Annotated in this window: 22 protein-coding genes; 12 read left to right on the top strand and 10 right to left on the bottom strand. The window is 63.8% G+C overall.

Features of this window, described 5'->3' with window-relative positions:
- Positions 1-114: 114 nt before the first annotated feature.
- Together X566_RS20360 and X566_RS20355 are read right to left on the bottom strand one after the other, a co-directional pair.
- Positions 115-414: a GNAT family N-acetyltransferase gene (locus X566_RS20360; RefSeq protein WP_034471026.1), complete on the bottom strand. Its 300-nt coding sequence runs from the start codon at positions 412-414 to the stop codon at positions 115-117.
- A gap of 317 nt (positions 415-731) precedes the next feature.
- Positions 732-1817, bottom strand: a complete 1086-nt coding sequence (locus X566_RS20355) for a zinc-binding dehydrogenase (RefSeq protein ID WP_034472614.1) — start codon at positions 1815-1817, stop codon at positions 732-734.
- Between the two features lie 298 nt (positions 1818-2115).
- Between X566_RS20355 and X566_RS20350 the strand changes: the two genes are divergently transcribed.
- Positions 2116-2517 (top strand): hypothetical protein, encoded by a 402-nt coding sequence (locus tag X566_RS20350; protein WP_034471023.1) that lies wholly within the window; start codon positions 2116-2118, stop codon positions 2515-2517.
- Between the two features lie 260 nt (positions 2518-2777).
- Here X566_RS20350 and X566_RS20345 read toward each other — a convergent pair whose 3' ends face one another.
- Positions 2778-3251, bottom strand: a complete 474-nt coding sequence (locus tag X566_RS20345) for a GFA family protein (protein ID WP_051444389.1) — start codon at positions 3249-3251, stop codon at positions 2778-2780.
- Between the two features lie 74 nt (positions 3252-3325).
- The gene (locus X566_RS20340) at positions 3326-3523 is read right to left on the bottom strand and encodes a hypothetical protein (protein ID WP_034471021.1); all 198 of its coding nucleotides are present in this window, start codon (positions 3521-3523) and stop codon (positions 3326-3328) included.
- A gap of 160 nt (positions 3524-3683) precedes the next feature.
- Between X566_RS20340 and X566_RS20335 the strand changes: the two genes are divergently transcribed.
- A complete protein-coding gene (locus X566_RS20335; RefSeq protein WP_034471020.1) occupies positions 3684-4148 on the top strand; it encodes a pyridoxamine 5'-phosphate oxidase family protein in 465 nt (154 codons plus the stop codon).
- Between the two features lie 65 nt (positions 4149-4213).
- On the opposite strand, the gene X566_RS20330 is transcribed toward X566_RS20335, so the two are convergent.
- Complete coding sequence (locus tag X566_RS20330; protein WP_051444388.1) at positions 4214-5020, bottom strand: potassium channel family protein; 807 nt, start codon at positions 5018-5020, stop codon at positions 4214-4216.
- 62 nt (positions 5021-5082) lie between these two features.
- Positions 5083-8079, bottom strand: a complete 2997-nt coding sequence (gene uvrA, locus X566_RS20325) for an excinuclease ABC subunit UvrA (protein WP_034471018.1) — start codon at positions 8077-8079, stop codon at positions 5083-5085.
- Between the two features lie 511 nt (positions 8080-8590).
- On the opposite strand from uvrA, the gene X566_RS20320 reads away from it, so the two are divergent.
- Positions 8591-8836, top strand: coding sequence for a hypothetical protein (locus tag X566_RS20320; RefSeq protein WP_152540002.1), 246 nt, complete (start codon positions 8591-8593; stop codon positions 8834-8836).
- A gap of 162 nt (positions 8837-8998) precedes the next feature.
- Here the strand turns inward: X566_RS20320 and X566_RS20315 are convergent, their stop codons facing one another.
- Positions 8999-9712 (bottom strand): outer membrane protein, encoded by a 714-nt coding sequence (locus X566_RS20315; RefSeq protein WP_034471013.1) that lies wholly within the window; start codon positions 9710-9712, stop codon positions 8999-9001.
- 542 nt (positions 9713-10254) lie between these two features.
- Between X566_RS20315 and X566_RS20310 the strand changes: the two genes are divergently transcribed.
- The 3 genes from X566_RS20310 (at position 10255) to X566_RS20300 (ending at position 12559) form a co-directional block, all read left to right on the top strand.
- On the top strand, positions 10255-10758 hold the full coding sequence (locus tag X566_RS20310; RefSeq protein ID WP_034471010.1) for a single-stranded DNA-binding protein: 504 nt from the start codon (positions 10255-10257) through the stop codon (positions 10756-10758).
- A gap of 200 nt (positions 10759-10958) precedes the next feature.
- Complete coding sequence (locus X566_RS20305; protein WP_206538716.1) at positions 10959-11612, top strand: Pr6Pr family membrane protein; 654 nt, start codon at positions 10959-10961, stop codon at positions 11610-11612.
- A 98-nt stretch (positions 11613-11710) separates the two neighbouring features.
- Positions 11711-12559 carry a transglutaminase domain-containing protein gene (locus X566_RS20300; RefSeq protein WP_152540001.1) on the top strand — a complete coding sequence of 283 codons (849 nt, stop codon included), beginning with the start codon at positions 11711-11713 and terminating at the stop codon, positions 12557-12559.
- Between the two features lie 42 nt (positions 12560-12601).
- Here the strand turns inward: X566_RS20300 and dmeF are convergent, their stop codons facing one another.
- Positions 12602-13642: a CDF family Co(II)/Ni(II) efflux transporter DmeF gene (gene dmeF / locus X566_RS20295; protein WP_034471007.1), complete on the bottom strand. Its 1041-nt coding sequence runs from the start codon at positions 13640-13642 to the stop codon at positions 12602-12604.
- Positions 13643-13928: 286 nt separating this feature from the next.
- On the opposite strand from dmeF, the gene X566_RS20290 reads away from it, so the two are divergent.
- On the top strand, positions 13929-14327 hold the full coding sequence (locus tag X566_RS20290) for a DUF2306 domain-containing protein (RefSeq protein WP_034471004.1): 399 nt from the start codon (positions 13929-13931) through the stop codon (positions 14325-14327).
- A 152-nt stretch (positions 14328-14479) separates the two neighbouring features.
- Positions 14480-17176: a DNA gyrase subunit A gene (gene gyrA, locus X566_RS20285; protein WP_081740480.1), complete on the top strand. Its 2697-nt coding sequence runs from the start codon at positions 14480-14482 to the stop codon at positions 17174-17176.
- A gap of 111 nt (positions 17177-17287) precedes the next feature.
- Here gyrA and X566_RS20280 read toward each other — a convergent pair whose 3' ends face one another.
- Together X566_RS20280 and X566_RS20275 are read right to left on the bottom strand one after the other, a co-directional pair.
- Positions 17288-17761: a VOC family protein gene (locus X566_RS20280; protein WP_173402605.1), complete on the bottom strand. Its 474-nt coding sequence runs from the start codon at positions 17759-17761 to the stop codon at positions 17288-17290.
- Between the two features lie 188 nt (positions 17762-17949).
- Entirely contained in the window at positions 17950-18207 is a 258-nt protein-coding gene (locus tag X566_RS20275) for a hypothetical protein (protein ID WP_034470995.1), read from the bottom strand.
- A gap of 366 nt (positions 18208-18573) precedes the next feature.
- Between X566_RS20275 and coaD the strand changes: the two genes are divergently transcribed.
- The 4 genes from coaD to queA all read left to right on the top strand — a co-directional run bounded on the left by coaD (position 18574) and on the right by queA (position 21581).
- Positions 18574-19071, top strand: a complete 498-nt coding sequence (coaD, locus tag X566_RS20270; RefSeq protein ID WP_034470992.1) for a pantetheine-phosphate adenylyltransferase — start codon at positions 18574-18576, stop codon at positions 19069-19071.
- Positions 19072-19177: 106 nt separating this feature from the next.
- Positions 19178-19828 carry a peptidylprolyl isomerase gene (locus X566_RS20265; protein WP_034472600.1) on the top strand — a complete coding sequence of 217 codons (651 nt, stop codon included), beginning with the start codon at positions 19178-19180 and terminating at the stop codon, positions 19826-19828.
- A gap of 53 nt (positions 19829-19881) precedes the next feature.
- On the top strand, positions 19882-20343 hold the full coding sequence (locus tag X566_RS20260) for a peptidylprolyl isomerase (RefSeq protein WP_152540000.1): 462 nt from the start codon (positions 19882-19884) through the stop codon (positions 20341-20343).
- Positions 20344-20504: 161 nt separating this feature from the next.
- Positions 20505-21581, top strand: coding sequence for a tRNA preQ1(34) S-adenosylmethionine ribosyltransferase-isomerase QueA (gene queA / locus X566_RS20255; RefSeq protein WP_034470987.1), 1077 nt, complete (start codon positions 20505-20507; stop codon positions 21579-21581).
- The last annotated feature ends 24 nt before the right edge of the window (positions 21582-21605 follow it).

Genomic DNA, 21605 nt, shown 5'->3' with positions numbered 1-21605 from the left:
TGATGACGCGGCGACGAACGAAGTTTGAAGTTCGGATCATCAAGCATGGTGCGCGCAGCCGAGCCACGGAAGTACGCTCATGCCTTCCATTCACGCCGCGCATGGTGCGCAAGCTTACGTTGCGCGCTGAACCCGCAGATCCTGAAATTCAGGGTGGGTATCGATATACTCATTGACGTACCAGCAAGCCGGCACGACTTGCAGTTTTTCTGAGCGCGCATAATCCAGCGCCGCTTTCACGACGATCGCCGCGAGTCCTCGGCCGCGCAAGCGCGGCGGCGTCAGCGTGTGCAGAAACGTAATAACGCCGGGCGTTAATCGATATTCGGTGAAGACCGTTTCGCCGTCGACGGCCAGTTCGAAGCGATGGCGCGACGGATCGTGCTGCACGGTCTGGGTCAACGGCTGCTGCATGAGGCGGATGTCCTGGACTGCTCTGCTTTTCTCATCGCAGCAGGTAGGATCAACCCCAGTGCAGGTAAAGCCGCCACGGGCGCATCGCCGTCATGTTCCGCTCCTTGCATGGCTGCATGCGCGAAAACGCGGCGGTGAGGATCGCGTTGCATCGCAGCGTGACCGGTTCCAGAGCGTTTACGCTTGGACTCTGGTTCACATGTTACGTGAATGCACAGCGCTGTGTATTGCACGCCGGCGGGAATAGCGGTGGCGACCGACTTCTGTTCGGTGGCGGACCGTTCGTGTGCAGGGCTCAGCAGCGTGTCCCCAACCGGCTAACGCCATGGCTCCACCAGGATCTTGGTATGCCGCTCGGGATTGCCGAGGTCGGTGAACGCCTGGGCAACACCATCGATGCCGACCTTGCCGGTGATCAGCGGTGCAGCCTCCACCTTACCCTCCGCCAGGAGGTGCAGCGAGCTTGCGAACTCAGCCGGGGTGTAGCCCAGCACGTACTGAACATTCAGCTCCTTCATGATGCCGAGCATCGGCTCGGAGCGGTCGGTCTCCATGCAGACGCCGACCACGACGATCCGGGCATCGCGCGGCGCACCTTCGAAAATCTGCTGGATCACGCCGGGGACGCCGACGCACTCGAAGACCAGCGCAGGCTTCAGCGCGGGCAGCAGCGCTTGCATCGGTGAGCGCGCGGCCTTCTGCTCCGGCGTCATCTGCGCATGCTCGGCCCAGGTCTTGAACGGCAGCACCTTGGCCGGATCGATCACCACATCCGCACCCATCTTCTCCGCCAGCGCCCGGCGTGCGGGCGAGTAGTCGGCGGCGACGATCGGGTGCAAGCCCTTCAGCTTCAGCCCGGCAATCACGGCAAGCCCGACCGGACCGCAGCCGATCACCAGCGGCACCTCGTTGCCCTGCACGTTGGCTTTTGCGACCGCATGGATGCCGACCGCCAGCGGCTCGGTCAATGCCGCGTGCTCGGCCGGCAAGCCGTTCGGCACCTCCAGCATCAGCGCTTCCGACAGCAGCATGCGCTCGGCGTAACCACCGACATTGTCATTGGAGTAGCCGATGCTCTGCGGCCCCGTGGCGGTGAGAAGGCCTGGTACCGAACAGACCCGCGTGCCGGGCTTGAACTTTCGTTGGGTGGAGGGGCCGTAGTCGATGACCTCGCAGCAGAATTCGTGGCCGAACACCACGTCGCGCGATAGGTCCATCGGCCTGCGCCCGTTGCTCAGGTGCCGGGACAGTTCGACCATGCGGTGCGCATGCTTGCGGGCGTGCAGGTCGGAGCCGCAGATACCGCAGGCGAGCGTCTTCACCAACACCTGGCCGGCCGCCGGAACAGGATCAGGCAGTGTATCGGCAACGATCTGTCCGTCTCTGAAAATGGCTGCCCGCATCGTGGTTTCCTCTTCTTCGTCGTTTTGATTTGTGGCTATCATGACACAGCCGCCGATGCAGAAACAGGCACCCCGCCGCCCTTCATCTGGTGTTCATTTTGCCGTTGGGATAACCGCAAGCGCCGGAGCGAGACGAAAAGGATGATAGGATGGGTGTCGCACCGTTGACACAAACGCGCATCCCATCCTGGCCTGTCCGACCCATGACGGGCTGTTCGACCTCCTATCAGAGGAGCTGCAGCGGCGCCTGCCGGAGTTCACAGGAGGCGATCTCGACCAGCATCTGCGTCGCCTGCGCATGCTGCCGGTCGGTCTGCACGCGATGGCCGTGGTGCACCCGCTCGATGTCAGCATCACCCTCGATGATCTCGGCTGGCACTTCGGCAACTGGCCGCACCACGACTATTCCAAGGAGACGATCTGGGCGCTGCGCGAGCTGGAGGCCTTCGAGCAGGCGGAGCTGTTCGAGCAGGCCTATGCGCTGGCGCAGCCGCATTGGTCGATGATCAGCACGCTGCCGGACGACAAGTTCTCCGGCTGGTACTACGGATCGGCCTTCGCCAGGGCGACCGAACCGCTGACGCGGCGCTTCTGGCAGTTGCAGGAGATCGACAACGGCCTCTTGGGTTACTGGACCCGCTACGCGCGCAAGTATCCGCACAAGGTGGCCATGCTGTCGGTGGTGCGGAACGACGGCTGAGCTCAGCTTTCTCGCGCGCTTTTCGACATTGCTGGTGGACACGGATCGAGGCGCTTCTCCATGTAAGGGGCGGTTGCCCGCGTGGGCCGTTAGGCCTGAACCGTCGCCCACATCTCGAACTGAGGCCACGGCTGGCAACGGGCTCTTACAGCCTCAGTCTCGCCGGCCGCATAGCGAGCACGTCGTCACAAGCCTCATCGTTCAAGACGCGCATCGAAGATGCGCTCTTCAGGGGGCGGCCGCAACACAGCACGTTTCCCTCAGTCGCAGGTCACAGGCTGCACGTCCAATACGGGCGCGGACAGGGGCATTACGTCTGGCTGCGGCACGCCCTCGCGATATTGTGGCAGGCCATCGTCGATGGCCAGCCACGGCAGCTTTGAACTGATCCAGACGTGCTCGGTCGGCGTAAACGTATCGCGATCATCGAATAGGGCAAGGGCGAGGCCGATCACGCTGCCGTTCACGCGCCAGGCGCCGATGCGGGTGCCACATTGCTGGCAAAACAGGCGATCGAGCGCTGGCGACGACGGATAGCGGCCAATGGGCCCCTGCAAGCGGACGACGCGCTGGTCGAACACCGCGCGGGCGAGGAATGGCGCGCCATGCGCCTTCTGGCAGAATCGGCAATGACAGATGCGCACGTTCAGCGGCGCGCCGGCGACGCTGAACCGAACCGCGCCGCACAGGCAGCCGCCTTCGTGGACGCGACCACCGCTCTCGCTCTCCGCCATGGCAAACCTCGCATCATGCTGCCTGCGGCGTGAAGGGTAGCCAGCCGGACGGCGAATGCAACGGCGGAGGTATGCTAGGCGAATGCGGTCGGTTTCGGCGGGTGCGCGGTGCGCGGATGCCGCTCGTGCAGGAAGACCGCCAGGTTGTGACGGACCTGATCGTCTCTCGGGGCCGCCGTCTCGAACAGTTTTTCCTGGATCTCCCGCGGCAGTTCGCCCCAAAGCCGAAGTGCCGCCCGGCCGACAAGCAATTCATGATCGCGTTCGCTCATCCGTCTTCCCCGTGATGTGAGTGCAGAGGGAACCGCTGCGCCGCCTGATTGTTCCGGACTGTTTGCAGGGCGGCAGTGTCGCAGCCCCCGGGCGCGCCCGTCCGTTCTCGGTTAGTTTAACTCAGGCTCGTAAGCTAGAAAAGCAAGCCGGAGGCGGCCGATGCTGACGCATGAGATGAAACGCCTGATCGGCGAGCAGCCGCTCGGGTTTCTCGCCACCGTAACCACGGACGGCCGGCCCAGCGTGTCGCCGAAGGGCACCTTCACCGTGCTTGACGACGCCACCATCGCCTTCGGCGAAATCCGTTCGCCCGGAAGCATCCGCAATCTGCAAACCAATTCGCAGGCGGAGGTGAACTTCGTCGACGTGTTCACGCGCAAGGGCTGCCGCATCAGCGGCACGGCAAAAATCGTCGCGCGCGGGGAGGCGGAGTTCGACACGCTGCTGGCAAGGCTCAACACCGCGCTGGCGCCGCGCATCCGCGCCATCGTCGTCATCGCTGTGACGAAGGCATCGCCGTTGTCATCGCCGAGCTATGACGACGGCGTGAGCGAGGAGAGTTTGCGTAAAGCCTGGACGGCGCGGTTCAGGAGATTGCAGCCGGGCGAGAAGTGGGCGGAATAAATGAGGCAAGAAACGTTTGGATTTGATCGTGCTTGTAAATGCGCCTTGACCGTCATTCCTAATAGCTACCTCAACCCCTCGTCCGGAATGTTGAGCAATGTGCCGCAGGCCTTGCAGTGGACGGCGTCGGCGTCGTGGCGCTGCAGGCCGCAGGCATGGCAGGGGAAGCGCACCTTGTTCGGGCTGAGCAGCGCGCGGGCGAGGTTGAAGAACAGCGTGACGCCGAAGATCATGATCACCACCGAGATCAACCGGCCGCTGGTGCCGGGCAGGGTGATGTCGCCGAATCCTGTCGTCGTCAGTGCGGTGACGGTGAAGTAGAGCGCGTCGGCGTAATTAGCGATCTGCGGGTTACGGAATTTCTGCGTCTCGTAGACGATCGCCGTCATTACGAAGATGAAGACGGCGAGGTTGGTCACCGCGATGAACACTTCCTCGTTGCGGCGGAAGAACGAGCTGTCGCTGCGCAGCCGCGCCAGCATCTGGTAGTCGCGCAACAGCCGCAGCGTGCGCAGGATACGCAGGAAGCCGCCGCCTTCGCCGGACAGCGGCGCGAGGAACGAGACGATGGCGACGACGTCGGCCCAGGTCGAAATGCGGCCAAGATCGCGCCAGCGGCGGCGGCTGATCCACAGCCGCGCGGCGAAGTCGGCGAGGATCAGGATGCCGAAGACGACGTCGATGATGTCGGTGACGTTGGTCGAGGGCAGGAACGAGGTCGCGATGATGAACAGCACCGTGACGATATCGAACGCCAGCAGACCGTAGCGGAAGCGGACGCCACGCGGCGTCGCGCCTTCATACAGTTCGCGCAGCAGGCTTTTCAGGGAGGCAAGTTGCGGGGCGGAAGTGGTGGCGGAGGTGCGCGACATGTCAACTTTTCAGGGTCAAGCTTTCAGGGGAAGCTTTCCCGGAAATCGCCGCGCGCGCAAGCTCACTCCGCTGCTTCCTCCGAACTCTCCTCGCTGGCCTTGCGTTTCGGCGCCGGGTGCTTTTTCGCCAGCACCGGCTTTAGGAACTGGCCGGTGTAGCTGCGCGGCGCCTTGGCGATGTCTTCAGGTGGTCCCCAGGCAACGATCTCGCCGCCGCCGTCGCCGCCCTCGGGACCGAGATCGATCACCCAGTCGGCGGTCTTGATGACTTCGAGGTTGTGCTCGATCACCACCACGCTGTTGCCCTGGTTGACCAGCTCATGCAGCACCTCGAGCAGCTTCGCCACGTCATGAAAGTGCAGGCCGGTGGTCGGCTCGTCGAGGATGTAGAGCGTGCGGCCGGTGGCGCGCTTCGACAGCTCCTTGGCGAGCTTGACGCGCTGCGCCTCGCCGCCGGACAGCGTGGTCGCCTGCTGGCCGACATGGATGTAGCCGAGACCGACCCGCTGCAGTGTGTTGAAGGTGTCGCGCACGCGCGGCACTGCCTTGAAGAATTCGGCCGCCTCGTCCACGGTCATGTCGAGCACGTCGGCGATCGACTTGTTCTTGAACAGCACCTCCAGCGTCTCGCGGTTGTAGCGCTTGCCCTTGCAGGTGTCGCAGGTGACGTAGACGTCGGGCAGGAAGTGCATCTCGATCTTGATCACGCCGTCGCCCTGGCAGGCCTCGCAACGGCCGCCCTTGACGTTGAACGAGAAGCGGCCGGGCTCGTAGCCGCGCGCCTTCGCTTCGGGCAGGCCGGCGAACCATTCGCGGATCGGCGTGAATGCGCCGGTGTAGGTCGCAGGATTGGAGCGCGGCGTGCGGCCGATCGGCGACTGGTCGATGTCGATGATCTTGTCGATGTGCTCCAGCCCCTCGATGCGGTCATGCGGGGCGGGGCCTTCGCTGGCGTTGTTGAGTTTTCGCGCGATCGCTTTGTAGAGGGTGTCGATCAAGAGCGTCGACTTGCCGCCGCCGGAGACGCCGGTGATCGCCGTGAACAGGCCGAGCGGAATCTCCGCGGTGACGTTTTTCAGGTTGTTGCCGCGGGCGTTGACCACCTTGATGGTGCGGCGATGGTTCGGCGGCTTGCGATCGGGCACGGCGATGAACTTCTCGCCGGTGAGATACTGCCCGGTCAGCGACTTCGGATTCCGCATGATGTCGGCGGGCGAGCCTTGCGCGACGATGCTGCCGCCATGGACACCAGCGCCTGGGCCGACGTCAACCACATAGTCGGCGGTGTGGATCGCGTCCTCGTCATGCTCGACCACGATCACCGTGTTGCCGAGATCGCGCAGCCGCCGCAGCGTGTCGAGCAGCCGCGCGTTGTCGCGCTGGTGCAGGCCGATCGAGGGCTCGTCCAGCACGTACAGCACGCCGGTCAGGCCGGAGCCGATCTGCGAGGCGAGGCGGATGCGCTGACTCTCGCCGCCGGACAGCGTGCCGGAGGAGCGTGACAGGGTGAGGTAATCGAGGCCGACGTCGTTGAGGAAGGTCAGCCGGTCGCGGATCTCCTTCAGGATGCGGACGGCGATCTCGTTCTGCTGCTTGTTGAGCTTCTTCGGCACGCCCTCGAACCATTCGCCGGCGCGCTTGACTGACAGCTCAGCGATTTCGCCGATGTGCTTGCCGCCGACCTTGACGCACAGCGCCTCAGGCTTCAGCCGGTAGCCGTGACAGGCGGCGCAGGGAATATCAGTGAAGTATTTGCCAAGCTCCTCGCGCGCCCACTCACTCTCGGTCTCGCGGAAGCGGCGCTCCAGATTGGTGATGATGCCCTCGAACGGCTTCTTGGTCTCGTAGGAGCGCATGCCGTCGTCATAAGCGAATTTGATCTCGTCGTCGCCGGAGCCGTACAGCAGCACGTCCTTGGTTTTCTTCGGCAAATCCTTCCACTTCGCATCGAGCGTGAACTTGTAAGCCTTGCCGAGCGCCTGCAGCGTCTGCACGTAATATGGCGAGGACGACTTTGCCCAAGGCGCGATCGCGCCCTTGCGCAGCGTCATGTCCTTGTCCGGCACCACAAGGTCGGCGTCGATGTGCTGTTCTACGCCAAGGCCGCCACATTGCGGACAGGCACCGTAAGGGTTGTTGAACGAGAACAGCCGCGGCTCGATTTCGGGAATGGTAAAGCCGGACACCGGACAGGCGAACTTCTCCGAAAAGAGGATGCGCTCGGGTCCGCTCTTGTCGTGGATCTTCGCGGTCTTCTTGTCGGACTTCTTCTCCGGCGCGCCGCTGCCGGCAGGCGCGTCGGCGAACTCGATTACGGCAAGCCCCTCGGCAAGCTTCAGCGCGGTCTCGAAGCTTTCGGCGAGGCGCTGGGCGATGTCGGGACGGACAACGATGCGGTCCACCACCACGTCGATGTCGTGCGGGAATTTCTTGTCGAGCGCGGGCGCCTCAGACAGCTCATGGAAGGCGCCGTCGATCTTGACCCGCTGAAAGCCCTTCTTGAGGTATTCGGCGAGCTCTTTGCGATACTCGCCCTTGCGGCCGCGCACCACCGGCGCCAGCAGATAGAGCCGCGTGCCTTCGGGCAATGCCAGCACCCGGTCGACCATCTGGCTGACGGTCTGGCTTTCGATCGGCAGGCCGGTCGCCGGCGAGTAGGGGACGCCCGCGCGTGCCCAGAGCAGGCGCATGTAGTCGTAGATCTCGGTGACGGTGGCGACTGTCGAACGCGGGTTCTTTGACGTCGTCTTCTGCTCGATCGAGATCGCGGGCGACAGGCCGTCGATCTGATCCACGTCCGGCTTCTGCATCATCTCCAGAAATTGCCGGGCGTAGGCGGAGAGCGATTCGACGTAGCGGCGCTGGCCCTCGGCATAGATGGTGTCGAACGCCAGCGACGACTTGCCGGAGCCGGACAGGCCGGTGAATACCACCAGCTTGTCGCGCGGGATCTCGAGATCGATGCCCTTCAAATTGTGTTCGCGCGCTCCGCGAATGGTGATCGCGCGGAGGCTGTTGGCGGCGGACTGCTTGCGGTTCGCCTTGAGCACTTCGTCCATGAGATCTGATTCCGGCTTGCTGGCGCAGTCTGCCACCGCGCCACTGGAAACCGCATGGAGGCAGACGCGGGCGTCTGCAGGTCATACGGCGTCGGGGATTTTGCTCCGGAACATAGTAAGAACGACAACCAATTTCCAGAGGCGATTGCTATCATCAACCGCTTCGTAGTCTAGCAGAGGGTGTGCCACAAAATGGCAACAGGCTGGCTACTGCCAGCCAGTTCCAGCAGACCGAAACGGCCGCATTTGATCCATGGAGGCTGATTGCGCCGGACTTAAGGAACACGTCGCTAGGCCAAAAACCTGCGTGGCCTCATGGTTGAGACGCCGGTGGTTGAGCCCGGCGCTAGATATCACGAAGGCGCGCGGCTCCTCACCACCATGAGGAACCTGTTCGTCATTTGAGAAAGCGGTCTCTCACCATCAGGGCAACACGATCAGCGCAAAAACTTTCGCAAGCCCGGCGGCCAGAAGGTCTCTAGGGCAGGTGGGCCGTTGGCGTCTCCACACCATGGCCATCATTCCGGGGCGACGCGCAGCGTCGAGCCCGGAAACCATATCCCTGCATCTGATGATGGTTTCTGCGTTCGCGCTCGCTGCTCACCGGGAAGATGTGATTCGTTGGGGCGCGGCTGAAGATCACGCGCGCAAAGGTTGTGTCCGTCATTTCATGAAGACCCATCTCATGAAGACCTATCTCATGAAGACTGGGGCTATGGTTTCCGTGCTCGCGAGCAACGCTCGCGCCCCGGAATGACGGCCGCGGGTGCGGAGAGGCGTCGCGCCATCACGCCAGCGTGATTTTCAACAGCGCAGTATTCCGGCCGGAGGGCACAGATTCGGCCTGTGTAAACCAGCCAGCACAAACAAAAAGGGCCAGCGAATGCTGGCCCTTTCCGTCGTCCAATCGCGAAAGCGATCAGTAGCGGGTCACAACCGGGCCGCCGAAGCGGTAGTTGATGCGAGCGGTGAAGATGTCGCTCTTCAGCTTGATGCGATCCACGTCGCCGGTGTTGAAGGTGACGTTCTTGCTCTCGAGGAACAGGTGGTTGTACTCGAGGCCAGCCGACCAGTTCGGAGCGAAGGCATACTCGATGCCGGCGCCGACCGTTGCACCCCAGCGGGTCTCGCTGGCGTTGCCGCCACCCGGAAGACCACCGAAGCTGTAGTCAGCCGAGACAACCGCTGCACCGCCCTTGGCGTACAGCAGGACCTGGTCCCAAGCGTAACCGAGCTTACCGGTGAACAGGCCGAACGCGTCGATCTTGGTGTGGTTCGTGAACGCCGGGTTCGCGAGGCTCACGTTCGAGCCGCTGAAGTCAGCCCAGTTGCCCTGAGCTTCCAGGCCGAACACGAACTGGCCAACCTGCCAGTTGTAGCCGATCTGACCACCGACCGTGCCGCCGTCGGTCTTGTGCGAGCCTTCCGGACCGAGAACCGCGTGGGTCCAGTTGCTGTTGCCCCAGCCGTAGCCACCGTTGATACCGATGTAGAAACCGGTCCAGTTCCAGATCGGGGCGACGACCGGCGGCGGAGCCTTGGTCGGATAACGAACACCGAGGTCCGCAGCAGCGGCCGGTGTTGCGAGCGCCAGCGCGACGATCGCGGCGGATCCCAACAGATACTTCTTCATCTTACTTCTCCAGTGCATGGCCGCGACCGCGACCCCCGTTTGGCGAACGACTGCTGACCCCAGAGGCAACCCCCGTCGCTCAGATAGGCAGGACTATAGCGATTCCGCCTGGAAAGTCCGTCTCCCAAAAGTCACAGTCGCGGCTCAAGTGGTGCAACCGGCGTTTAAAAATCATTAAGGGAACCAACGCGTTGTGAGTTCCATGGCTGCCGCATTCCTGCCTCAATTGAAGGCGGAAAACGCCACGTTTCGGGGTGCTTGTGGTATTTAGTTGCTGTGCACTTCAATTGAGCGCCGTAATTAATTGGGAATCGCGGTGCCAACGGCTTTTTAACGGGGGCGTTGCGACACGGGTTTGACACAACCGTAGACTTCTGCGCGCATTGGGACTAGAACAGAAAAGGAACAAATGGCGGTTTTAGCGCCGAATTTGCGATGTGGATAAGCGCGATGGCATGTCGTTCGGCCGCCGGATCGCAATATACGGTTAGTGACAAGTTTACGTGGCGGCGGTTGCCGCACGTCGGAGTGGAGATGAAGCGATGGCGGGTAGCGTCAATAAAGTAATCCTCGTCGGCAATCTGGGTGCCGACCCCGAAATCCGTCGCACGCAGGATGGCCGGCCGATCGCCAACCTGCGAATCGCGACGTCCGAGACCTGGCGCGACAAGAACACTGGCGAGCGCAAGGAAAAGACCGAGTGGCACCGCGTCGTCATTTTCAATGAAGGGCTGTGCAAGGTCGCCGAGCAGTATCTGAAGAAGGGCGCGAAAGTTTACATCGAAGGCGCGCTGCAGACGCGCAAATGGACCGACCAGTCCGGCCAGGAGAAGTATTCGACCGAGGTGGTGCTGCAGGGCTTCAACTCGGTGATGACGATGCTGGACGGTGCGCGCGGCGGTGGCGGCGGCAATTATATTCCCGACGACAGCGGCAGCGACTTTGGTTCGAGCTCGATGTCCGGTGGCGGCGGTCAGCGCCGCGCGTCCTCTGGCGGTGGTGGCGGTGGCGGCCGGCGCGACATGGACGACGAAATTCCGTTCTGAGCCAGCGCGACTTTTGACCAGGGCGACATTCGGCGAAACGGGGAGCAGTTGCTCCCCGTTTTGCGTTCCGTCGTGACGTTGCGCCTAAGGCCCTATGATGAATACTATCACGAGAGTGCTTGTCAGCGCCTGCATGTATGTCCGCATTCCGGGCATCTGTCTGATCACGGCAATCGTTGCGAGCAGGAATGAGGCCACGCATGCAGGATGGTGTGACGGGCGAAGCGGCACTCCAGGGCATGGATCGTTGGGCTAGAGCGCTGGCTGTGCTGATCGCGCTGGCGGCGTGGAGCGGGATCGCTGTGCACTTCCATGCGCTCGTCAGCGGCGGTGTATCGTGGCCCGCCGCACTCTGGGCGCTGCTCGGCTACTTCACCATCACCACGAACCTGCTGGTCGCGGTGGTGTTCACGGCGATCGCTGCGGGGCGAGCGGCCTGGCGGTCGCCCTGGCTGATCGGCGGGACGCTTCTCAATATTCTCCTGGTCGGAATCATTTATGCATTGCTGCTGCATGGACTGCGCGAGCTGACGGGAGGCTCCCAACTCGCGAACGTTCTGCTGCATCGGGTCACGCCGCTGCTCGTGACGGTGTTCTGGTTCGCCTTCGCCTACAAGGGCGCGCTCGCATGGCGTTATCCTCTGCTCTGGGTGATCTATCCTATCGGTTATTTTCTCTACGCATTGGCGCGCGGCGCGATCGAAGGGCGTTATCCTTATCCATTCATCAACGTCGTAGAGATCGGCCTGGCGCAGACGCTCATCAATGCCGCGCTGATCGCGATCGGGTTCGTCCTCGCCGGAGAGGCGCTGGTCTGGTTCGACCGCTGGTGGGCGGTCAGAGCGAGAGGTTGAGCGCCGGCGCGGGCGTGCTTGCAACGCACCGCTGCGACGGTATCGTCATCTGAACACTGGTGCTGACTGAAGCCGCTGCGGCGGAACGGACAGGAGAGATGATGACCGCAACCGTTGCCGATCTCTATGCGCGGCACGATCCGCTGACTGATCCCGGCGGCTTGGCTGCGCTGTTCGACCCGCTGCCAAGCGATCCGGCGGCGCTGCGCGCGATCGCGTCCGGGTTGATCGTGCATGTCGCCTGGGCGTCAAGGTATGGGATTCCGCCGGATACGCTGATGCCGCGCGAGACCCAGGCTGTGGCCGAGCGGCTGCGGCTGATCCAGTCTGTAACGGCAGGGCCATTGGCCGAGGCGCGGCCAGCGGCGCGGCGATCATTCGGCACCTGCCGCGACTATGCGCTGATGCTGTGCAGCATGCTGCGGCATCGCGCGATCCCGGCGCGGGTGCGCTGCGGCTTCGCCACTTACTTCGAGGCGGCTGTGCCTTACGAGGACCACTGGATCTGCGAATACTGGTCGACGGCCGCGCAGAGGTGGCTGCGGGCGGATGCGCAGCTCGATGCCCTGCATCGCAGGCATCTTGGCATCGGCTTCGACAGCGCCAACCTTCCGGACGGCACGTTCCTGTCTGCGAATGAGGCATGGCGCGAGATGCGCCGCGGCGCCATCGCAGCCGAGGCATTCGGCCATGGCACGGAGGGGAGCGGCCTGTGGTTTCTGCGCGTCAACGTCCATCGCGATCTGCTGGCGCTGGCGCATCAGCAGACCTCCGCGTGGGATAGCTGGCGCTGCGCGACCGAGGCGAGCAAGACGCTCGATGCGGCGGCGCTTGCGGCGGTCGATGATCTCGCGCAGGCCGCGGACACAGCCGCGCGCGATGCGGATGGTGTCGCCGCGTTGATGGCGATCGCGCCGGCGATCCAGACGCCGCCTTGGCGGCTATAGGATTTGGTAGTTGTCGAATTTGATCGATGCCGCGCGTGCTGCTCAGGCCGCGGCGGACAGCGGATGGTGATCGCTGCAGGCGGTAACCTCGATGGTGATGTGGGAGAGTCCGCGCACACCCTGCAGCCGAGTCTTGTAAAGAGCGGGCTCTTGCGGATCGTCGGAGACGAGCGCGGCGATCATGGCGGTGTGTCCGGGACCGACGCGCCAGAGGTGCAGGTCGCTGACCCGATCGCCGCCGATCTCGAGCCGCTTGCGGATCTCCGCGTGCAGGGCGCGGTCCGGCACCATATCCAGCAGCACCGCGCCCGACGCGCGCACGAGGCTCAGCGCCCACGCCGCGATCACGCACGCGCCGACCAGGCCGACGGCCGCATCCATCCACAGCCAGCCATAGAAGCGGGCCGTCAGCAGCGCGACGATCGCCAGGATCGAGGTCAGCGCATCCGCCAGCACATGCACGTAGGCGGCGCGCAGGTTGTGGTCGTGCTGGATGGGCGCTGGCGCGTGGCCGTGCGGGTGCGCGGCGTGGTGATCGTGGCCGTGATGATGGCTGTGATCGTGCGGCTGGGCGTGTTCATGGCTTGTATGATGATGGCCATGATGGTGATGATCGCCGTGGTGGTCGTCGTCCCGCAGCAGCCACGCGCACAGCAGGTTGACGCCGAGCCCGAGCGAGGCGATCGCGATCGCCTCGTCGAAGCGGATCGCCACCGGCGCGACCAGCCGGCCGATCGACTCGATGCCGATGAACACGGCGATTACCGCCAGCACCACCGCGCTGGTGAAGCCGGCGAGTTCGCCCATCTTGCCGGTGCCGAACGAGAAGCGCGCATCGTGCGCGTGCCGCCGCGCGAAGCGATAGGCGAAGCCGGCGATCGCCAGCGCCGCCGCGTGGGTCGCCATGTGCCAGCCGTCGGCGACCAGCGCCATCGAACCTGACAGGCTGCCGCCGACGATCTCGGCGATCATCATCGCCACCGTGATCGAGACGACGATCCAGGTGCGGGTCTCGTTGCGCGTGTGCCGCTCGCCGAGGAAGGTGTGGTGGTGCTGCCAGGGCGCAATCGAATGGGTATGCATGGCGGAGAGTCCTCGACGAAGCTTTCATGCGCGCATTGGCCGGCGTCCGGTCCTCTGCGGACGAAGCGGAAAGGGTGGATCGGTGCCCGTGATACGGCGATGGCCCGCCGGGCGGCTAATCACAATCGAGGCACCAGCCACAAGGCCTCGAACGCCATCGCGTCGGTGATTGTTGGTGCTGCCCTCGATCTAATCTTGACAACGAAAAGATTTGCCGGATTGATGACCGCAGGCGGCGGATGCGCGGCCCGCCGATGCCCAACCGCTGCCGGAAAAAAGAGACGCCATGAGCCTCGCGCCACTGCTGAATGCCGCGCTGCCGATCCAGCTCCATGCCTTCGCGGCGATGGCGGCTTTCGTGATCGGGCTGGTGCAGTTCGTCGGCCCGAAGGGGACCCTGCCGCACCGGACGCTGGGCTTCCTCTGGATGGCGCTGATGCTGATCGTGGCGGTCAGTTCGTTCTGGATCAGCGAGATCCGCCTGCTGGGGCCCTGGAGCCCGATCCACCTGCTGTCGATCTGGGTGCTGCTGATGGTTCCGCTGGCAATCTATTACGCGCGCAAGGGGCGGGTGCGGGGACATGCGATGACGGTGATCGGCATGTTCGCGGGCGGACTCGTGGTCGCTGGCCTGTTTACCTTTGTCCCAGGTCGCATCATGCATGCGGTGGCCTTCGGGAACTGAGCCGAAGCCCGCATGCTGTCCTTCTAAGTGATTGGAAAAACAACCGGAAAAAGGCTCGTTTTGGGCCCGTGGGATTTGGTTTTACAGCATCGATGGGCTATATGATTCCTAGCTAAACCAGCCTGGATTCTAACTTGTCCGATACCGATGACATGAAGCCGGGGGAGCCGTCCGCGCCCTCCGACATTCGTCCCGTTTCCATCCTCGACGAGATGAAGCGCTCGTACCTCGATTACGCCATGAGCGTGATCGTCTCGCGTGCGCTGCCCGATGCGCGCGACGGCCTGAAGCCCGTGCACCGGCGCATCCTGTTCGCCATGCAGGAGAATGGCTTCGAGTGGAACAAGCCGTACCGCAAGTCGGCGCGCACCGTGGGCGACGTGATCGGTAAGTATCATCCGCACGGCGACCAGTCAGTGTACGACGCGCTGGTGCGCATGGCGCAAGACTTCTCGATGCGGGTGCCGCTGATCGACGGGCAGGGCAACTTCGGTTCGGTGGACGGCGACCCGCCGGCGGCGATGCGTTACACGGAATCGCGTCTGACCAAGGTGGCGCAGACGCTGCTTGACGACATCGACAAGGACACGGTCGATTTCCAGCCGAACTACGACGGCTCCGAGCGCGAGCCGAGCGTGCTGCCGGCGAAGTTTCCGAACCTCCTGGTCAACGGTGCCGGCGGCATCGCCGTCGGCATGGCCACCAACATTCCGCCGCACAATCTCGGCGAGACCATCGACGCCTGCATCGCGCTGATCGACAATCCGGCGCTCGGCATCGATGATCTGATGCAGATCATTCCCGGACCGGATTTCCCAACCGGAGGCGTCATTCTCGGCCGCCAGGGCATCCGTTCGGCCTATCACCTCGGCCGCGGCTCGATCGTCATGCGCGGCAAGATCGAGATCGAGGAAGTTCGCAAGGATCGCCAAGCGATCATCGTCTCGGAAATTCCCTATCAGGTGAACAAGGCCTCGATGGTCGAGCGCATCGCCGAACTGGTGCGCGAGAAAAAGATCGAGGGTATTGCCGACCTGCGCGACGAGTCCGACCGCGATGGTTATCGCGTGGTGGTCGAGTTGAAGCGCGACGCGGTGGCCGACGTGGTGGTCAACCAGCTCTACCGCTTCACGCCGTTGCAGACGAGCTTCGGCGCCAACATGGTGGCGCTGGACGCGGGCCGGCCGCAGGTGATGAACCTGAAGGACCTGCTGAGCATCTTCATCGCCTTCCGCGAACAGGTGGTGACGCGGCGGACCAAGTTCCTGCTCGCCAAGGCGCGCGATCGTGCGCACATCCTGGTGGGTCTCGCCATTGCGGTCGCCAACATCGACGAGGTGATCCGCGTCATCCGCACCTCGCCGGACCCGAACACCGCGCGCGAAACGCTGATGGCGCGCGACTGGCCGGCGCAGGACGTCGCCACCATGATCACGCTGATCGACGATCCGCGCCACAAACTCGCCGCCGACGGCACGGCGCGGCTGTCGTTCGAGCAGGCCAAGGCGATCCTCGACCTGCGCTTGCAGCGGCTCACAGCATTGGGTCGCGACGAGATCTCCGACGAACTCGACAAGCTCGCCACCGAGATCGCCGATTATCTCGACATCCTGCGTTCGCGGGCGCGGGTGCAGGGCATCGTCAAGGACGAATTGAAGGCGGTGAAGGCGGAGTTCGCCACCCCACGCAAGACGCAGATCGTCGAGCAGGAGGGCGAGGTCGAGGACGAAGACCTGATCCAGCGCGAGGACATGGTCGTCACCGTCTCGCATGCGGGCTACGTCAAGCGCGTGCCGCTCTCCACCTATCGGGCGCAGAAGCGCGGCGGCAAGGGCCGCTCCGGCATGCAGACCCGCGAGGAGGATTTCGTCAGCCGCCTGTTTATCGCCTCCACGCATACGCCGGTGCTGTTCTTCTCCTCGCGCGGCCAGGTCTACAAGGAAAAGGTCTGGCGATTGCCGATGGGGGCCGCCAACGCGCGCGGCAAGGCGATGATCAACATCCTGCCGCTGGAGCAGGGCGAGCGCATCACCACCATCATGCCGCTGCCGGAGGACGAGAGCACCTGGGGCGATCTCGACGTGATGTTCGCCACCACCGGCGGCACTGTCCGCCGCAACAAGCTGTCCGATTTCGCCGACGTGCGCCGCTCCGGCATCATCGCCATGAAGCTCGGCGAGGGCGAGGCGATCGTCGATGTACAGATCTGCACTGAACATGACGATGTGCTGCTGACCGCCGCTGGTGGCCAGTGCATCCGCTTCCCGGTGACGGACGTACGCGTGTTCTCAGGGCGCACGTCGATGGGCGTGCGCGGCATCGCGCTCGCCGACGGCGACAAGGTGATCTCGCTGTCGATCCTGCACCATAGCGAAGTGACCGCCGAAGAACGCGCAGCCTACCTGCGCCGCGCCAATGCGGTGCGCCGCGGCTCCGAGGAGGAGGCGGGCGCCGAGCCGGAAGAGGCCAACGGCGCGATCGAACTCGGCGAGCAGCGCTACGTGGAGATGTCGGCGGTGGAGCAGTTTGTGCTGACCATCTCCGAAAACGGCTACGGCAAGCGCACCTCGTCGTTCGAGTACCGCACCACCGGCCGCGGCGGCAAAGGCATCGTCGCGATGTCGGTGAACGGCCGTAACGGTAAGCTGGTGGCCTCGTTCCCGGTGGAGGAGAGCGACCAGATCATGCTGGTGACGGACGCGGGACAACTGATCCGTTGCCCGGTGGATGGCATCCGCATCGCCGGACGCTCGACCCAGGGCGTGATCGTGTTCGACACGGCCGAAGGCGAGCGCGTCGTCTCGGTCGAGCACATCGGCGAAGAAGGCGAGAACGGCAACGGCGGCTAAAGCCAATTGCGGCGTGCGTCACTTGAGGCACGCGCCGCGACTTGTCAGAGCATGTCCGGTTCTGACGGAATCAGAACCGGCATCTCTCGCGTCTTGTCTTGTTTCGGAGTCTCAGCCGCGCCGGGCGGCCTCGATCTTGGCGACGTCGATCTTCTTCATCTCCATCATCGCCGCGAACGCGCGCTTGGCTTCGTCGCCACCGACCGCCAGTGCCTCGATCAGCACACGCGGCGTGATCTGCCAGGAGATGCCCCATTTGTCCTTGCACCAGCCGCACGCGCTCTCCTGGCCGCCATTGCCGACGATGGCGTTCCAGTAGCGGTCGGTCTCCTCCTGGTCCTCCGTGGAAATCTGGAATGAGAACGCCTCGTTATGCTTGAAGGTCGGCCCGCCATTGAGACCGATACAAGGTATGCCGGCGACCGTGAATTCGACGGTGATGACGTCGCCCGCCTTGCCCGATGGGTAATCGCCGGGCGCGCGATTGACTGCTCCGACGGAACTGTTCGGAAATATCCCGGCGTAGAAGTGGGCTGCCGCCTCGGCATCCTTGTCGTACCACAGGCAGATCGTGTTCTTGGCAATCGTGGTCTTGGCAGGGGCCATTGCTTATCCTCTTCCTCGCGCTTCAAACCAAATTAGGACATCCGACACAGAGAATGCATCGGCGTTGTCCGTCGTTCCGCCAACCATGTACGCCATGCCAGCCAAAAAAATGGCGGCCGAGACGGCCGCCAAGTCTGGGAGGAATGGAGAAAGAATAAGCGCTGCGGTCAGCGCTGCACGACCGGCACAATGCGTACGGTTTCAGGTGCGATCTTCGTGCCAGCACTGCGCAGGCAGGACGGTTCGAAATTGGGCCACGCCTGCTGCGAACAATCCTTGCCGACCGGGCGATAGTCGAGGCGATCGGCCTTCGGCAGGGCGGGCGTGCTGACGCCGGCTTCGACCTGCGGGGCAAATCCGGGAAGAACGGTGAGGGCGGCTGCGATGAAGGCCGCAATGGCAATCGCGGAAAGAGCCTTGATCATGGTGGTCCCCTGTGACGTCTGGGCTCGTTGGCCCGTCTGTTTGCGCCGTTGTTGGAGACAGGTGTAACCGCACCCGGTTTCAGGATGTCTGCGTCGCAGGCGGAAAACGGTTTCGTCGCACCGGCAAAGTGTTTCGTCGCTGCAGGAGGATGAAACACGAGGTGAAAAGGGTAATGATTTCAACAAACTGTTGCCCCGGAGCGGTTGCGCGCCGGATCTTCCGGCGGCTTCGGTCTGCAAGGAAACGCTCCCGCGGGGATGCACTTGCGGCGGAACCGGCTGCGCTTGCGAGCCTCCGGCTGGCGGGTTAGACCGGACGTCCCGCTGCTGAGAATCCCCTTCACGCCAACGGATTGATCGCCGTCCATGCCCCGTATCGCCATCTATCCCGGCTCGTTCGATCCGGTCACCAACGGCCACCTCGACGTCGTGCGCCATGCGGTCCATCTTTGCGACAAGCTGATCGTCTCGATCGGCATCCATCCCGGCAAGAAGCCGCTGTTCACCACCGAAGAGCGCCTCGCCATGGTGCGCGAGGTGTGCGAACCGATCGCCAAGGCGGCGGGCTGCGGCTTCGATTGCTCGACCTACGACAACCTGACCGTGACCGCCGCCCAGGCCGTCGGCGCCACCATCATGATCCGAGGCCTGCGTGATGGCACTGACCTCGATTATGAGATGCAGATCGCCGGCATGAATGAGCAGATGGCGCCCGACATCCATACCGTGTTCACGCCGGCTTCCGTCGCCGTGCGCCCGATCACCGCCACACTGATCAGGCAGATCGCAGGCATGGGCGGGAACGTCGAGGCGTTCGTGCCGCCATCGGTGGCCAAAAGCCTCAAGGAAAAGCTCAAGGGTTAGCTCTAACGCTTAGGCTGTCCTGCATTTTCGGCCATCTCCCGTCTTTCTTTCCGGGCGGGACACCCCATCTGATCCGTTTCACTTCGAACGAACGCAAGGAATGTCCATGACCCTTCGCAAGTCGCTGCTCGGCGCGGCCGTCGCTGTCGCCGTGTCGATCATCGCGGCGCCGGCCTTCAGCCAGAGCGCCAGCCTCGCCAACCCGGCCGCGCTGACCGAAAAGGCACCAGCCGCCTACAAGGTGAAGTTTGACACCAGCAAGGGTCCGTTCGTCATCCAGGTGAACCGCGACTGGGCGCCGAATGGGGCCGACCGGTTCTATAATCTGGTCAAGAACGGCTTCTACGATAACGTCCGCTTCTTCCGCGTCGTCACCGGCTTCATGGTGCAGTTCGGGATCTCCGGCGATCCGAAGCTGTCGGCGCCATGGCGCGAAGCGCGCATCCCCGACGATCCGGTCCGCCAGAGCAACAAGCGCGGCTACATCACCTTCGCCACCGCCGGCCCGAACACCCGCACGACCCAGGTGTTCATCAATTTCGGCAACAACACCTTCCTGGACAGCCAGGGCTTCGCTCCATTCGGCCAGGTGATCTCCGGCATGAACGTGGTCGATGCGCTGAACGCCGAATACGGCGAGGGTGCGCCGCGCGGCCGTGGTCCCGACCAGGGCCGGCTGCAGCAGGAAGGCAATGCCTATCTGGCGAAGGACTTCGCGCGCATGGACTTCGTGCGCAAGGCCACCATCGAGAACTGAGACCCGAAGCATCGCTTGTGCGTTAGCTTCCCATCCCGCTGACAAGGAAACACATAATGGCAACCGAAAACACGCTGATCCTTGAGACCACGCAGGGCAACGTCACGATCGAGATGCGTCCCGACCTCGCCCCGCTGCACGTCGCGCAGATCAAGGCGCTGGTGAAGAAGGGCTTCTATGACGGTATCGTCTTCCACCGGGTGATCGACGGCTTCATGGCGCAGACCGGCTGTCCGCACGGCACCGGCACCGGCGGCTCGGGCAACAAGATCAAGGCCGAGTTCAATGCCGAGCCGCATGTGCGCGGCACCGTGTCGATGGCCCGCGCTGCCGACCCGAACTCCGGCGACAGCCAGTTCTTCATCTGCTTCGACGACGCCCGCTTCCTCGACCGCCAGTACACGGTCTGGGGTAAGGTGACCGAGGGCATGGAGAACGTCGACAAGATCAAGCGCGGCGAGCCGGTGCAGAACCCGGACAAGATCGTCAAGGCGCACATGGCGCTCGATAGCTGATATCGACCGTGCCACGCTCCTCATGGTGAGGAGCCTGCAAGGCAGGCGTAGCGAACGATGAGGCTCGATTGCAGGCCTCATCCTTCGAGACGGCTGCATTGCGGCCTCCTCAGGATGAGGGTATCGCGCTAACGCGATATCCTCCCTGCGGAAACAGGCCCATGCGTACCGACCTGTTCGATTTCGAGCTTCCGCCTGACCGGATCGCGTTGCGGCCGGCGAGCCCGCGCGATGCGGCACGGCTGCTCGTGGTCAAGCCGGGTGAGGGGTTGGCCGATCGCAGCGTCCGCGATCTGCCGGATTACCTGCGCGCGGGCGATCAGCTCGTCGTCAACGACACCAAGGTCATCGCCGCGCAGCTGTCCGGCCGCCGCATCGGCCGCGAGCCTGAGCCGCGGATCGAGGCAACACTGATCAAGCGCATCGACGGCTCGCGCTGGCAGGCGTTCGCCAAGCCCGCCAAGCGGCTAGCCGTCGGCGATGTGGTTCGCTTCGGTTCCGAAGGCCGGGTCTGCTTCCTCGGCCAGCTCGACGCCACGGTGGAGGCGAAGGGCGAGGCGGGCGAGGTGACGCTGGCCTTCACGTTCCATGGGCCGGTGCTGGATCAGGCGATCGCCGAGATGGGCGCGCCGCCGCTGCCGCCCTACATCGCCTCCAAGCGTGAGGCGGACGACCAGGACGCCACCGACTACCAGACCATGTTCGCGCGCGAGGAAGGCGCGGTGGCAGCCCCGACCGCCGGACTGCACTTCACGCCGGAGCTAGAAGCGGCGTTGACCGCCAAGGGCGTCGCGATCCGCCGCGTCACCCTGCATGTGGGAGCGGGGACGTTCCTGCCGGTGAAGGCCGACGATACCGCCGGCCACACCATGCATGCGGAGTGGGGCACCGTCTCAATGGAGACGGCTGAGGCGCTGAACGCGGCGAAGCGCAACGGCGGCCGCATCGTCGCGGTCGGCTCGACCTCGCTGCGGCTGCTCGAAAGTGCTGCGGACGAGGACGGCACGATCCATCCCTTCAGCGGCGAGACCGCGATCTTCATTACGCCGGGATATCGTTTCCGCGCCGTCGATCTGATGATGACCAACTTCCACCTGCCGCGCTCAACCTTGTTCATGCTGGTATCGGCGTTCAGCGGGCTCGAGACCATGCAGGCCGCCTACGCGCATGCGATCGCGAGCGGCTACCGGTTCTATTCTTACGGCGATGCCAGCCTGTTGTTTCGGGCTGAGGCATGATCCCGATAGTGAAGATCGGTTCTC

This window comes from Afipia sp. P52-10 (assembly GCF_000516555.1).
In the GTDB taxonomy this organism is placed as follows: domain Bacteria; phylum Pseudomonadota; class Alphaproteobacteria; order Rhizobiales; family Xanthobacteraceae; genus P52-10.
This window is presented reverse-complemented; position numbering and strand designations above follow the sequence as displayed.